This window comes from Paraburkholderia sp. BL9I2N2 (assembly GCF_004339745.1).
GTDB lineage: Bacteria > Pseudomonadota > Gammaproteobacteria > Burkholderiales > Burkholderiaceae > Paraburkholderia.
In genome coordinates this window covers 4,228,426-4,241,678 of record NZ_SMGP01000001.1, presented here as the reverse complement: position 1 = coordinate 4,241,678, position 13,253 = coordinate 4,228,426, and the positions used below count along the sequence as shown (strand labels likewise).

Here is a 13,253-nt window from a genome sequence, read left to right as displayed (position 1 = left end):
GCGTGGCAGGCGAGGCTAAATTCAACGCAGAATTTGTCTCGTCAGAAAAGAGCCGCGGGCGCATTCGGCCCGCGCAATTCAATCGCGGACCAGTTTGCGGCGCGGAAGGCCCATGCCGGCGTAGTCCGGCAGCGCGTCCACCGTTTTGCCGATCGCCTTCGCGTACAACGGCAGCATGTCGGGCAAGCGCTTGATGATGTCCTGGCGGCGCGCCGGCGTGTAGGGATGCACGTAGATGAAGCCCTGATCGCGGTTGCTGCGCGTGGCCTGCGCCAGCTTGTCCCAGAGCGTGACCGCCGCGCGCGGATCGAAGCCGGCGCGCGACGCAATATCGCTGCCGATCACGTCGGCTTCGGTCTCGTCGGTATTCTCGTACTTCATTTCCAGCAGGCGCGAACCGATGCCGAGCGGGGCCGCGCCCAGATCGGCGAGCCCGAACAGCTGCGGGATCGTGCCGGACGAGTCGAGCTGGCTCGCCTGCAGTTGGCCGAGCCGCTCGCGCGCATGCTCCCGCAGCGCGTGCGCGATCTCATGGCCGATCAGCATGCCGAGCTCGTTGTCGTTCAGACGCGCGCGATCCAGCAGGCCGCCGTAGACGACGATCTTGCCGCCCGGCAGACAGTACATGCGGATATCGGGCGAGCGCACCACTGCCACATCCCACTTCCAGTTCTTGGCCCGCTCGTTCCATTTCAGCGAGTACGGAATCATCTTGTCGACGGTCGACCGCACGCGCGTGACGTGCGCGTCCGTGTCGCCGTACAGACGGTTCGCGTGCTCGGCGCCGTAGGCGATCTGTTCGAACTCTTCGGCGGCTTGCGCCTCGAGCATCGGCGATGGGATCAGGTTGCGGAACACCAGGTAGCCGCCGTAACGTAGCTGCGTGTTCGGGCTGTACGATGCGGACGCCGGCGCGGGCATCGACGGGAGGGCAGGCGCCTTGGCGGCCGCGGGAGGCGAAGCTGTCGCAGCGGGCGTTCTGGCCGTGACCGGGGCCGGCGGCGGCTGCGTCGATTGAGGTGACGAGGGCGATGCAGGCGGCGAGGGCGGCGTCGCAGCAGCGGGCGCGCTGCCGGCACCCGGCGCGCTGGTGGCGCTATTCGCGCCTTGTGCCGCCGACGTCGCGCTTTCCGGGCTCGCGGCAGTCGCTGCGGACTTCGCCGTCGGCGCGGCCGTCGTGGCCGGTGCGGCCGCCGGAGCCGCTGCGGGTGCGCTGGTAGCGGCTGCCGGGGCGGCCGCCGCGTAGGCGCTCGATGGCGCGGTCAACGCCAGGCTCACACAGCCGAGCGCCCATACTGCGTGCGGTACCACGCGGCTGGCTTTGAGCGCAGGACGCCGGGATGTAGTCGAGCGCAGCGCGCCCTTCGAAAGAAGCGCCTTCACGACCGCGTCCTCCACGGCGCGATGCGCAGCAGAAGCAACATGCCGGGCAACCCCAGCGCGGTGCAGACGATGAAGTAATCGAACCAGCCGATCTGCGCGACCACGTAGCCGCTCGCCGCCGAAGCCAGCGTGCGCGGCACCGAAGCGAGGCTCGTGAAGAGTGCGAACTGAGTGGCCGTATAGCGCGGATCGGTGGTGCTGGCGATATAGGCGGTGAACGCCGCCATCGTCAGACCGGTGGCAAAGGTTTCCAAGCCGTAGACGAGCGCCAGCGCGACTGAACGCGGCTCGAGCTGCACGGCCCAATCGACGCCCACCAGTGCGAGCAGCTTCGTCGTGCCCTCGCTCAGCCAGACGGCGATGTCGTAGATCGCCACGAGACCGGGCGAAGCCGGTCCGAGATGCGCGAGCCACGCGAAGCCGAGCGTCGACACCATCTGCAGGACGCCGAAGATCCACAGCCCGCGGCCGATGCCGATTTTCATCAGCCAGATCCCACCGACGATCCCGCCCGCCAGACTCGCGCCGAACGCGGTGGTCTTCGCGATCACGCCGATCTGCGTGCGCGAAAAGCCGATGTCGAGAAAGAACGAGGTGGACAGCGTGGTCGCCATCGTGTCGCCGAGCTTGTACAGAAAGATAAAACCGAGCACGAACAGCGCACCGCGCCAGCCGTCGCGCTGAATGAATTCCTTGAACGGCTGCACGATCGCATCGCGCAGGTTCTTGGGCGGCGTGCCGTGGACCGCGGGTTCGCGCACCACCAGTGTCATCACCATGCCGGGCAACATGAACGCGGCCGTCACGATGAAAACGGTGGTCCACGGCAAATGATCGGACAGAATCAACGCGAGCGAGCCCGGCACCAATGCCGCGATCTTGTACGCGTTCACATGCACCGCGTTGCCGAGCCCTTGCTGCGTGTCGCTCAGCAGCTCGCGCCGGTAGGCGTCGATCACGATGTCCTGACTTGCGCCAAAAAACGCGACCAGCGCCGTCAATGCCGCCACCGTCCAGATCGAATCTTTAGGTGACACGAATCCCAAGGTGGCGATGGCGCCGGCCACCAGAATCTGCGTGACCAGCATCCAGCCGCGCCGTCTGCCCGGACGCCAGCCCGGAAAACGCGGGACGTAGCGGTCCATCAGCGGCGCCCAGATGAATTTCCAGGTGTACGGGAACTGGATCAGCGCAAAGAGGCCGATTTCCTTCAGATTGACGCCTTCGGAGCGTAACCACGCCTGCACCAGATAGACGAGCGTGAACAGCGGCAATCCCGACGTGAAGCCGAGAAAGACGCAGATCAGCATGCGCGTATTCAGGAACGCGCGCCAGCCGGGATGTTCTTCGTGAGCGGTAAGTGCAGGCGCCTCGTGCGGCGGGTTCGACATGTGGATAACTTGCGTTAGCTTTTCTTGACGCGATAGACCGCAAGACTACCACGCCAGTTCACGCCCCACCGCACCACCTGCCCGTCGTGCAGCACCACGCGGTCGAGAATCTCGATGCCGACTTCCGGCGCCAGCGCCTCGAAATCCTCGATCGTGAGCACCCGCACGTTCGGCGTGTTGTGCCACTGATAAGGCAGCGACTTCGACACCGGCATGCGGCCCTGCAGCACCGAGAGCCGATGCGCCCAGTAGCCGAAGTTCGGGAACGACACAATGCATTCCTTGCCGACCCGCACGGTCTCGCGCAGGATCGCGGCCGTCTGATGAATGGTTTGCAGCGTCTGCGACAGAATCGCAAAATCGAAGCTGGCGTCTTCGAACAGGCGCAGGCCGTCTTCCAGATTCTGCTGGATCACGTTGACGCCGTTTTGCGTCGACGCCAGCACGCCGGCGTCGTTGATTTCGATGCCGTAGCCCTGCACGTCCAGTTCCTCGGTCAGGAGCGAGAGCAGCGAGCCGTCGCCGCAGCCCAGATCCAGCACCGTGGCGCGCGGTTCGACCCAGCGGGCGATCGCGCGGAAGTCCGGGCGCAGCGCCAGGTAATCGAGTGCTCGCTGGTTCATGCGTTCACCTCGTTCGCAATACGTTCGTAGTAGGCGCGCATCAGATTGTGGTAGCGCGCGTCGTCGAGCAGGAAGGCGTCGTGGCCGTGCGGTGCGTCGATTTCCGCGTAGGTGACCGTGCGCTTGTGGTCGAGCAGCGCCTTTACCAGTTCGCGCGAGCGGGCCGGCGCGAAACGCCAGTCGGTCGAGAAGCTGGCGATCAGGTATTTCGCCGTCGTGTGCGCGACCGCGGCCGTCAGATCGCCTTCGAAGGCCTTGGCCGGATCGAAGTAATCGAGCGCGCGGGTGATCAGCAGGTACGTGTTCGCATCGAAGTAGTCGGCGAATTTGTCGCCCTGGTAGCGCAGGTACGACTCCACCTCGAATTCCACGTCGAAGTTGAAGTTGTACGCATCCAGCGCGCCTTCCGCGCGGCGCAGCGAGCGGCCGAATTTCTCGGCCATGTCGTCGTCCGACAGATACGTGATGTGGCCGATCATGCGCGCGACGCGCAAGCCGCGCTTCGGCTTCACGTTGTGCGCGTAGTAGTTGCCGCCGTGGAAGTCGGGGTCCGACAGGATCGCCGAGCGCGCGACCTCGTTGAACGCGATATTCTGCGCCGACAGCTTGGGCGTGGACGCAACCACGATGCAATGACCGACGCGCTCCGGATACATCATGCTCCACGCGAGCGCCTGCATGCCGCCGAGGCTGCCGCCCATCACCGCGGCGAAGCGCGTGATGCCGAACTGATCGGCGACGCGCGCCTGGGCGTTGACCCAGTCTTCGACCGTCACGACGGGGAACGTCGCGCCGTACGGATGGCCGGTGGCCGGGTCGATACTCATCGGCCCGGTCGAGCCGAAGCACGATCCCAGGTTGTTCACGCCGATCACGAAGAACTTGTCGGTGTCGAGCGGTTTGCCCGGTCCGACCATGTTGTCCCACCAGCCGATGTCCTTGGGATTGTCGGCGTATACGCCTGCCACATGGTGCGAGGCGTTGAGCGCGTGGCACACCAGCACCGCGTTGCTACGCGCGGCGTTGAGCGTGCCGTAGGTCTCGACCATCAGGTCGTAACCGGCGAGCGAGCTGCCGTTCTGCAACTGCAGCGGCTCGGTGAAATGCATTTTTTGGGGAGCGACGATACCGATCGATTCCATTCATTCCGCCATTTATCAAAACAGGGCGGCTAAACGGCGTCGGCAAAGGCACGGAGGAACGACTGTGTGCGCGGCTGACGACCTCTTTAGCCGCATTTATAGTGAACCGCGGGAAAACGTTCCCGGCAGTTCGCGCGCCCGCAATCGAGTCAGCAAATCGGCGCGTATATGGTTTTCAAGCAGGTGTTCAGGGTGTTGCGGACAGCGGTCCCGCATGCATCGGGGTGCCGCAGTCAGGCGCAAAGTATAGCGGAAATTTTCATGCGGCAACGTCGCGGGCGCAGAGCAAGGCGCGGCGCATGCCACGCGGACTACTGAAGAATCAGGAGCAGTTGCGCGTCGGCGTGTTCGGCGGGCGGCCGCGCAAAGCCGCTGCGCACATAGCGGTGCCAGCGGCCGATGATGTAGCTCAGCAGCAGGCTCGCCCGGATTGCGGGATCGTAGCCGGCAGGCAGTGGGACGGCGCTTTCAGCCGTGTTCGCCTCCATCTGCGCGAGGCGCAGACATTGTTTCAACGAAGCCTCGACGCGCTCCAGCATCTGATTGACGCGCTCGGTGAGCCGTTCATGCTCGCCGACCAGCGCCTCGCACGTCAGCACGCGCGTCATGCCGGGATTCTTCGCGGGGAAGTTGAGCAGCATCAGCGCGATCGAGCGCGCCTGCAGCACGCCGTTGCTTTCCTTGTCGGCGATCTGGTTGATCAGCCCGAAGATAGTCTGCTCGATGAACTCGATGAGCCCTTCGAACATTTGCGCCTTGCTGGCGAAATGACGGTACAGCGCGGCTTCCGATACGCCCAGCCGCGCGGCGAGCGCCGCGGTGGTGATCTTTTCGCTCTTGGGCGCCTCCAGCATCGCGGCGAGCGTCTGGAGGATGTGCACGCGGCGCTCGCCCGGCTTCAGGCGCTGCGCGCGCGGCGCGGCGAGCGTGCTGGTCGGTTCGTGTTCGGTTAAGACTTCGTCAGGCTTGTCGATCGGCTGCATGGCTGTCGTCCCGTCTGCTGTCTTTTCAATCGAACCGAGCGGGTGCTCAGTCGTAGCGATTTTAACGAACGAATGCTCCGGTCGACATAGTGCGGCCGGCCGGTGCCCGGCAGGCGCGTCGGCACGCCGTCCGCGTGTGGCTTGCGTGGCAGATGGCCGGTGATCCACACCGTGCGGATGCCGAGCCGCCGATAGTTCTTCAGATGCGAGCGCGTGTCTTCGACGAGGATCGCGTCCTTCAGCGAAACGTGCGCGTCGCGCATGGCCTTGCGCAGCATCGCGTGGTCGGGCTTGGCGCGCCAGCGGCGGCGATCGCGCATGTGCTCGATGGCGATTACCTGTTCGAACAGACGCTCGATCCGCAGTTCGGCGAGCACCGCGCGCGCATAGGCTTCGGGCGCGTTGGTCAGCACGATCTTGCGACCCGGCAGGGCAGCCACGAGGCGTGCGACGCCGCGTTCATGGCGAATCATCGAGCCGAGATCCGGGAAGGTGTGCACGACCTTCAGGAAGTCGTTCGGATCGAGCGGATGGTGGCGCGTCAGGCCCAGCAGCGTTGCGCCATAGCGTTGCGTGTAGCCGGTGCGCAGCCGGTTGGCTTCGTCGATGTCCACTTGCAGCGCGTCGATGATGTACTGCGTCATCCCTTGATTGATTGCCGGAAAGATCGCGTGCGATGCGTGATGCAGCGTGTTATCGAGATCGAACAGCCAGACCGGACGGCCTCCTGCGATGTGCGGTCGGCGGCGTCGGGAAGTGGGAGTGCGCATGATGGAGGGCGCCGTTCAGGCGCGGACAGTTGCCTCACGCGGCGAACGCGAACGGTTCACGGTGCGGCTGATGAAAAAAGAGGGGAGAGCGGGTAGGCGCGCCATGGCGGCGCGTTGTGAGCCGCCGAAGACGCTGTGCGCGCCGTACGACTGGCCGACGCAAAGGCACGGCACACAGGGCGCGCCGAGTTGACGTGCCGCGTGTGCCGGGTTTGAGGCAGGAATCAATGCGAACGGATCATCGTGCCGAACGGCTGTTCGGTGAGAATTTCCAGCAGCACCGAGTGCTCGATGCGGCCGTCGATGATGTGCACCGAACGCACACCGCTCTTGGCCGCGTCCAGCGCCGACGAGATTTTCGGCAGCATGCCGCCGGAGATCGTGCCGTCGGCGAACAGGCCGTCGATTTCGCGCGCCGACAGATCGGTCAGCAGATTGCCTTCCTTATCCATCACGCCGGGGATGTTGGTCATCATCACGAGCTTTTCGGCGTTCAGCACGACCGCCAGCTTGCCCGCGACCAGATCCGCGTTGATGTTGTACGACAGGCCGTCTTCGCCGAAGCCGATCGGCGAGATCACCGGAATGAACGCGTCGTCTTGCAGCGCCTTCACGACCGCCGGGTTGATCGCCTCGACTTCGCCCACCTGGCCGATATCGACGTACTGGCCCGGATTGTCGCGATCCGGCATCAGCATCTTGCGCGCGTGGATCAGGCCGCCGTCCTTGCCCGTCAGGCCGACCGCGTGGCCGCCGAAATGGTTGATCAGCGTGACGATGTCCTGCTGCACTTCACCGCCGAGCACCCATTCGACGACTTCCATCGTCTCTTCATCGGTGACGCGCATGCCCTGGATGAACGTGCCCTGTTTGCCGATCTTCTTCAGCGCCTGGTCGATTTGCGGACCGCCGCCGTGCACGATGACCGGATTGATGCCGACCAGCTTGAGCAGGATCACGTCGCGCGCGAAGCCTTGCTTGAGCCGCTCTTCGGTCATGGCGTTGCCGCCGTATTTGATCACCACGGTCTTACCGTGATACTGACGAATGTAGGGAAGCGCCTCGGCCAGGATTTCAGCCTTCAGGGTGGGCGCGATCTGCGAAAGGTCGGGAAGCTCGGACATGGCGGCAGGCTCAGGCACGGGACAGTTAAAACAGGGCGAATTGTACAGGACTGGCGCGCTGCAACAGGGTTTTCGATAGTTGCGCGGGCGGCGGGCATTACCGGGTTTGCGCGCCGCGCAATGACATGCCACGGACGCCAATCGGACGAGGAAGCGTACCGCGCTTTGGATGCACCCGTGAACTAGCCGAACGGACGACTCACGACGGTTCGCCAGTCGTGGCATCATTTCCTGATCCAGGCTGAAGCGAGGGTATCCGGCCCGTCATGAAACCGTCCGTTTCCCGCTCTGAAAGCAGTGCGCGCTGCCCGCGCTGCGGCAACGCGTTCGATTGCGCAATGCATGGGCAACCCTTTGACTGCTGGTGCCGTGAGATGCCGCCGTTGCCGGCGGACCGGCTCGATTCGAGCGGGCGCTGTCTGTGTCCGGAGTGTCTTGCGGCGGAGATTGCGCGGGTGGCTCAGGGGCGGCCGGGCGGTGCGTGATCGGCGTTGAGGCCGACGGAAGCCGCGCTGTTTGAGAGCAGTATCAGGCGCTTATGGGGACTCCGCCGGCTCACGGAGGCGTCGCGGTGGCTCTGCCGGCCTACTCGGTCAGCATCGGCTTACGGTAGCGCCATAGGCCTACGCGAGCATCGCCGGCTTGGCGAGCGCCTTAGACCCGCGCGGACGCCCCACCGGCCATGAAAGCGCCGGCCACGAGCGCCACCAGCCACGAGAGCGTCACTGGCTCAAGCCGCACGGCGGTGCTGGGCCGCAAGCGCGCTCAAATCACGCGCGACGGCTTCCAGCGCCGGCTCCCACCGACCGAATTGCGGCTGCCGATACAACGTGGCGCTTGGATACCACGGGCTGTCGCCGCGGTCGAGCAACCAGACCCAGTGCGGGTTGACGTCGAGCAATACCCAGGTGCGCTGGCCGATTGCACCGCTAAGATGCGCCGCAGAAGTGCAAACCGTAATGACAAGATCGAGCGCGCCCACAAACGCGGCGGTGTCGTCGAAGGTGGCGAATTCGGCGGTGTAGTCGGCCATCGGCAAGCCGGCCGTGCGCGCTACCGCCACGTCCGCACCGGCGTCCGGCTGCAATGAATAGAACGCCACGTCCTGCATGCCGCCGAAGTAAGCCGCATAGCGTTCCCAGCCGACACGCCGGAACGGATTGCGTTGATGGCCGTGGCTGCCCGTCCATGTCAGTCCGACTTTGAGCCGCGATTCGCCGGCAAGCCGCTTTTGCCACGACTTGGCGGCTGCCGGGTCCGCGCGCAAATAGGGTGCCGCCGGAATCGTTTCCTCGTGCGTGTCGACTATTAGCGGCAGGCTCAGCAACGGAATCTCGTAGTCGAACGCGGGTAGCGATTCGACGCCGCCGCCGGCCGAAAACTCGTCTGCATGACCGCCGAGGCTGCGCGAAAGCAGCGCGCCCATCTGCGGAAACGAATTCCAGATGAGACGGCCGCCTTCGCGATGGACGCGCTCGGCCAGCATCGGGATATAGCGGCAGAACTGCAGGAGGTCGCCCATGCCTTGTTCGCCCCACGCAAGCAGCGTCTTGCCCGCGAGCGGTTCGCCACGCCAAAGCGGCGCCGGCATCACAGGACGGTTGCCGCCCAATTCCGAAGAGCCGTCCCAGCGTGCCTCGTGCGATGCCCAGCCGTGCGCGTAGTCGCCACGCACGAGTTGCAGCATGGAGAGATTGGAGCGCATGGAGGCATCGTTGGGGGCCAGCGCGCAAGCGGTTTGGGCGGCTTGCATCGCGTCGTCCCAGCGTTGCGCCTCACGCAGCGTCAGCGCATAGTTGTTGTGCGCCAGCGGGCTATGCGGCGCGCATTGCACGGCCTTTGCGCCGGCTTCGAGCGCGCGCGGCAGATCCATATTCGTGCGGTAAGCGTGCGTGAGATTGGTCCAGCCGTTGCCATCGTCAGGCTCATCGCGGACGGCGCTTTCCAGAAGCGCGATCTGTTCGTTCAGGTCGCCGCCGGTGAACGTCAGTGCGGCGGCGAGATTGTTGCGTAGGCGCGGCAATCGCGGATCGATTGCGAGTGCATGACGGTACGGGGCGATGGCCTCGTGATGCCGATTCGCCATCTGCAGCGTGTGGCCGAGACGAAAGTGCGCAAGCGCGTTGTGCGGATCGAGTTGGGCAATAATGGCGGCGAGTTCGACTGCGTCGCCGGAACGGTGTCGTTCGAGTAGCCTGGCGATGAGCGAATCGAGCGACGCATAGTCGAGCGGATGAATTCGCGCCGCGGCGTCGAGGCATTCAGCTTCGGCCTGTGCCGTGCCGTATTGCCTAGCTGCGGCGGCTTGTCGCAGAACAGTCAGGAAAGCTGAGGAGGCATCGGCCTCGTTGTCGGAAGTAGGTAGCATGGATGGGTTGCACGATGGTGGAATCGAAGAAAAGATCGTCCCCATTAGGCGCTGTCGCAAGAATTCCATGTTACCGGCGCGAAGCCGCGAGGTAAGTCGGACTAGTCCGAACAGGTAAATTAAAGTCATGCATCGAATAACCAACACCGGCCGCGTCAATCTCGGACATCTGTTCTGGCTACGCTGTCTCGCGATCATTGGCCAGTTGATGACGATCGCGTTCGTGCAGATCTTCATCGGCGTGCACCTGCCGTTGCCTGCCATGCTGCTGGTGATCGCGCTCGAAGTGATCTTCAACGCAATCACATGGTGGCGCGTCTCGCAGCAGCGCCCGGAATCCAACATGGAGTTGTTCGGCCAGATCTGGGTCGATCTGGGCGCGTTGTCGGCATTGTTGTTTCTCTCCGGCGGCACCACCAATCCCTTCGTTTCGCTCTACCTGCCATCGCTCGCGATTGCCGCGGCCGTGCTGCCGTGGCATCTGATGGCATGGCTCGCGGCGTTCGCCGTGGCCTGCTACGCGGTCCTCGGTTTCGATTCCGTGCCGCTGAATCTCGACAATCCCGCGAACCTGTTCGACTACTACCGCGCGGGCATGTGGGTGAACTTCATGGTCAGTGTCGGCCTCATTGCATGGTTCGTTGCGCGCATGTCGCGAGCATTGCGGCTACGTGACGCAGCGCTCGGAGACGCGCAGCAGCGCTTGCTTCACGACGAACGCGCGGTCGCTCTGGGTGTGCAGGCCGCTACCGTTGCGCACGAAATCGGTACGCCGTTGTCTACAATTGCCATGTTGTCCGAAGAATTGCGAGATGCAGCGCGTTCCGATAAGGGACTTGCGCCTTATAGCGCCGATCTCGAACTGCTCGAACAACAAATGACATTGTGTACGTCGGCGCTTGCGCGCTTGCGCAGCCGGGCGTCGACAACCACCAACCGGCAGCAGGTTGGCGAGTGGCTCGAATCGTTCGGCGAGCAGTGGCGCTTGCGTCATCCGCATGTGAAATTCGAGCGGATCGGCGTGCCGCCGGAAGATGTCAGTCTTGACGATACGGTGGCCGTGAGCCAGATTCTCACGATTTTGCTCGACAACGCCGCGCGTGCAAGCCGCGATCACGTGACGCTGTCCTGCACGCTGGCGTCACGCGGCGACCAGATCGTATTCGAAGTATGTGATGCGGGCCCGGGCATTCCGGCCACGTTGCGTGGCTCGCTCGGCGCGGTGCCGGTCGAGAGTACGCAAGGTGGACACGGCGTGGGCCTCTATCTGGCTTTTTCGGCGGCGGCGCGTCTGAAGGGATCGATCGAACTGACCGATGTCAGCACGATCAAGCCGCGTGGCACGCGCGCGGTCCTGAAACTGCCGCTCGCCGGGCGCAAAATTTCTGGCAAAGGCCGTCAAGGCGCTGCGCCATCCAACACGGAGAAACAGGCATGAGCGATATGAATTTTCTGGTGATCGACGACGATGAGGTGTTCTCCGGCATCCTCGCCCGCGGTCTCACCCGGCGCGGTTACACGGTGAGCGAAGCGCACAACGCTGACGAGGCGATCAAGCTGGCGAATCAGCAGAAGTTCAGCCAGATCACGGTGGATCTGCATCTCGGCAACGACTCCGGTCTGACGCTCGTCGCGCCCTTGCGCGATTTGCAGCCCGACGCGCGCATGCTGGTGCTGACCGGCTATGCGAGCATCGCCACCGCGGTGCAGGCAGTGAAAGACGGTGCCGATAACTACCTGGCCAAGCCTGCCAACGTCGAGACGATTCTGTCGGCGCTGCAAAGTGAGGCGAGCGCACTGCAAGCAGAAGAGGCGATCGAGCATCCCACGCCGTTGTCGGTGGCGCGGCTGGAGTGGGAGCATATTCAACGCGTGCTCGCCGAGCACGGCGGCAATATTTCCGCTACCGCGCGCGCGTTGAACATGCATCGACGCACGCTGCAGCGCAAGCTGGCGAAGCGGCCGGTCAAGCAGTAAGAGACGGTGTCTTGGCACCGCTTGCCGTAAGCGAAAAAAAAGCTGCCTTGTCAAAAGGCAGCCCGTTTTTATGTGCGTCGCATCCGATCCGCCTCAAGCTGTGAACACGGCAACAGCCTGAGCAGATCGCGGCTTCGGCATCACAGCACGTAGCGCGACAGATCCTCGTCTTCCGCCACTTCGTTCAACGCGCGATCGACATAGGCCGCGTCGATCTGCACCGTCCGGCCCGAGTGATTGCCGGCCGCGAACGAGACTTCTTCGAGCAGCTTTTCGATCACCGTGTAGAGACGCCGTGCACCGATGTTCTCGGTCTTCTCGTTCACCGAGTACGCGATCTCGGCGAGGCGGCGAATGCCATCGTCGGCGAATTCGAGGTGCACGTCTTCGGTGGCGAGCAGTGCCTGATATTGCTTGACGAGGCTCGCGTCCGTGGACACCAGGATCGATTCGAAGTCGTTCACCGAGAGCGAGTCCAGTTCGACGCGAATCGGAAAGCGGCCTTGCAGTTCGGGAATCAGATCGCTCGGCTTGGCCAGGTGGAATGCACCGCTCGCGATGAACAGAATGTGATCGGTCTTCACCATGCCGTACTTGGTGTTGATCGTGGTGCCTTCGACCAGCGGCAACAGATCGCGCTGCACGCCCTGCCGCGAAACTTCGCCGCCGCCGGCTTCGTTGCGCGAGGCGATCTTGTCGATCTCGTCGAGAAACACAATGCCGTTCTGCTCGACGTTCTGTACCGCCTTGGTTTTCACCTCTTCGTCGTTCAACATCTTGCCGGCTTCTTCGTCGGTGAGGACTTTCAGCGCTTCCTTCACCTTCATCTTGCGGCGCGTTTTCTTGCCGCCGCCGATGTTCGCGAACATCGAACGGATCTGCTCGGTCATGTCTTCCATGCCCGGCGGCCCCATGATGTCCATGCCGACTTGCGGCTGTTCCACGTCGAGCTCGATTTCCTTGTCGTCGAGCAGGCCTTCGCGCAGGCGCTTGCGGAATGTCTGGCGCGTGGTGCTGCCTTCGTCGACGGTATCAGCCGCGCTCGAGCTTGCGCCGAAGCCGACCGGGCGCGCGCTCGGCAGCAGAATGTCGAGAATGCGGTCTTCGGCCTGATCTTCGGCCTTGGTCCGCACTTTGCGCATTTCCGTTTCGCGCGTCTGCTTGACCGAGATTTCGATCAGGTCGCGCACGATGCTGTCCACGTCACGGCCCACATAGCCGACTTCAGTGAACTTGGTCGCTTCGATCTTGATGAACGGCGCGTCGGCCAGTTTCGCCAGACGCCGCGCGATTTCGGTCTTGCCGACGCCGGTCGGTCCGATCATCAGAATGTTCTTCGGCGTGATTTCCTGACGCAGCGGATCTTCAACCTGCTGACGCCGCCAGCGATTGCGCAGCGCCACGGCCACCGCTTTTTTCGCGCGGCCTTGGCCAATGATGTGTTTGTCGAGTTCCGAGACGATCTCGGCAGGGGTCATGGTGCTCATCGTGG

The 13,253-nt window shown here is 63.8% G+C and carries 12 protein-coding genes; 3 read left to right on the top strand and 9 right to left on the bottom strand.

Going from position 1 to position 13,253, the window contains the following annotated elements; translation table 11 throughout:
* Positions 1-78 precede the first annotated feature (78 nt).
* The 7 genes from B0G74_RS19400 to argB form a co-directional block, all read right to left on the bottom strand.
* Complete coding sequence (locus B0G74_RS19400) at positions 79-1,383, bottom strand: M48 family metallopeptidase (protein ID WP_132376403.1); 1,305 nt, start codon at positions 1,381-1,383, stop codon at positions 79-81.
* Positions 1,380-2,774 carry an AmpG family muropeptide MFS transporter gene (locus B0G74_RS19395; RefSeq protein ID WP_132376402.1) on the bottom strand — a complete coding sequence of 465 codons (1,395 nt, stop codon included), beginning with the start codon at positions 2,772-2,774 and terminating at the stop codon, positions 1,380-1,382. The genes B0G74_RS19400 and B0G74_RS19395 overlap by 4 nt, the downstream gene beginning before the upstream one ends.
* 14 nt (positions 2,775-2,788) lie before the next feature.
* Complete coding sequence (gene metW / locus B0G74_RS19390; protein WP_132376401.1) at positions 2,789-3,397, bottom strand: methionine biosynthesis protein MetW; 609 nt, start codon at positions 3,395-3,397, stop codon at positions 2,789-2,791.
* On the bottom strand, positions 3,394-4,539 hold the full coding sequence (locus B0G74_RS19385) for a homoserine O-acetyltransferase (protein ID WP_132376400.1): 1,146 nt from the start codon (positions 4,537-4,539) through the stop codon (positions 3,394-3,396). The genes metW and B0G74_RS19385 overlap by 4 nt, the downstream gene beginning before the upstream one ends.
* A 311-nt stretch (positions 4,540-4,850) precedes the next feature.
* Entirely contained in the window at positions 4,851-5,522 is a 672-nt protein-coding gene (gene slmA, locus B0G74_RS19380) for a nucleoid occlusion factor SlmA (protein ID WP_132376399.1), read from the bottom strand.
* Complete coding sequence (locus B0G74_RS19375) at positions 5,489-6,292, bottom strand: pyrimidine 5'-nucleotidase (protein WP_132376398.1); 804 nt, start codon at positions 6,290-6,292, stop codon at positions 5,489-5,491. The genes slmA and B0G74_RS19375 overlap by 34 nt, the downstream gene beginning before the upstream one ends.
* A 224-nt stretch (positions 6,293-6,516) precedes the next feature.
* The gene (argB, locus tag B0G74_RS19370; RefSeq protein ID WP_007179687.1) at positions 6,517-7,416 is read right to left on the bottom strand and encodes an acetylglutamate kinase; all 900 of its coding nucleotides are present in this window, start codon (positions 7,414-7,416) and stop codon (positions 6,517-6,519) included.
* A gap of 266 nt (positions 7,417-7,682) precedes the next feature.
* Here argB and B0G74_RS19365 point away from each other — a divergent pair, with 266 nt between their 5' ends.
* Entirely contained in the window at positions 7,683-7,901 is a 219-nt protein-coding gene (locus tag B0G74_RS19365; RefSeq protein WP_132376397.1) for a cysteine-rich CWC family protein, read from the top strand.
* 245 nt (positions 7,902-8,146) lie between these two features.
* On the opposite strand, the gene B0G74_RS19360 is transcribed toward B0G74_RS19365, so the two are convergent.
* Positions 8,147-9,784: a hypothetical protein gene (locus B0G74_RS19360; protein ID WP_132376396.1), complete on the bottom strand. Its 1,638-nt coding sequence runs from the start codon at positions 9,782-9,784 to the stop codon at positions 8,147-8,149.
* A gap of 127 nt (positions 9,785-9,911) precedes the next feature.
* Here B0G74_RS19360 and B0G74_RS19355 point away from each other — a divergent pair, with 127 nt between their 5' ends.
* Positions 9,912-11,222 carry an ATP-binding protein gene (locus B0G74_RS19355; RefSeq protein WP_132376395.1) on the top strand — a complete coding sequence of 437 codons (1,311 nt, stop codon included), beginning with the start codon at positions 9,912-9,914 and terminating at the stop codon, positions 11,220-11,222.
* A complete protein-coding gene (locus B0G74_RS19350) occupies positions 11,219-11,761 on the top strand; it encodes a response regulator transcription factor (RefSeq protein WP_012431409.1) in 543 nt (180 codons plus the stop codon). The genes B0G74_RS19355 and B0G74_RS19350 overlap by 4 nt, the downstream gene beginning before the upstream one ends.
* 140 nt (positions 11,762-11,901) lie before the next feature.
* Here B0G74_RS19350 and hslU read toward each other — a convergent pair whose 3' ends face one another.
* Positions 11,902-13,248, bottom strand: a complete 1,347-nt coding sequence (hslU, locus tag B0G74_RS19345; protein WP_132376394.1) for an ATP-dependent protease ATPase subunit HslU — start codon at positions 13,246-13,248, stop codon at positions 11,902-11,904.
* Between the last annotated feature and the right edge of the window lie 5 nt (positions 13,249-13,253).

Bases quoted from the DNA above. Each gene is read 5' to 3' on its own strand.
- B0G74_RS19350 (WP_012431409.1), top strand. From the start codon at position 11,219: ATGAGCGATATGAATTTTCTGGTGATCGACGACGATGAGGTGTTCTCC.
- B0G74_RS19385 (WP_132376400.1), bottom strand. From the start codon at position 4,539: ATGGAATCGATCGGTATCGTCGCTCCCCAAAAAATGCATTTCACCGAG.
- B0G74_RS19355 (WP_132376395.1), top strand. From the start codon at position 9,912: ATGCATCGAATAACCAACACCGGCCGCGTCAATCTCGGACATCTGTTC.
- B0G74_RS19395 (WP_132376402.1), bottom strand. From the start codon at position 2,774: ATGTCGAACCCGCCGCACGAGGCGCCTGCACTTACCGCTCACGAAGAA.
- argB (WP_007179687.1), bottom strand. From the start codon at position 7,416: ATGTCCGAGCTTCCCGACCTTTCGCAGATCGCGCCCACCCTGAAGGCT.
- metW (WP_132376401.1), bottom strand. From the start codon at position 3,397: ATGAACCAGCGAGCACTCGATTACCTGGCGCTGCGCCCGGACTTCCGC.
- B0G74_RS19375 (WP_132376398.1), bottom strand. From the start codon at position 6,292: ATGCGCACTCCCACTTCCCGACGCCGCCGACCGCACATCGCAGGAGGC.
- B0G74_RS19360 (WP_132376396.1), bottom strand. From the start codon at position 9,784: ATGCTACCTACTTCCGACAACGAGGCCGATGCCTCCTCAGCTTTCCTG.
- slmA (WP_132376399.1), bottom strand. From the start codon at position 5,522: ATGCAGCCGATCGACAAGCCTGACGAAGTCTTAACCGAACACGAACCG.
- B0G74_RS19365 (WP_132376397.1), top strand. From the start codon at position 7,683: ATGAAACCGTCCGTTTCCCGCTCTGAAAGCAGTGCGCGCTGCCCGCGC.
- hslU (WP_132376394.1), bottom strand. From the start codon at position 13,248: ATGAGCACCATGACCCCTGCCGAGATCGTCTCGGAACTCGACAAACAC.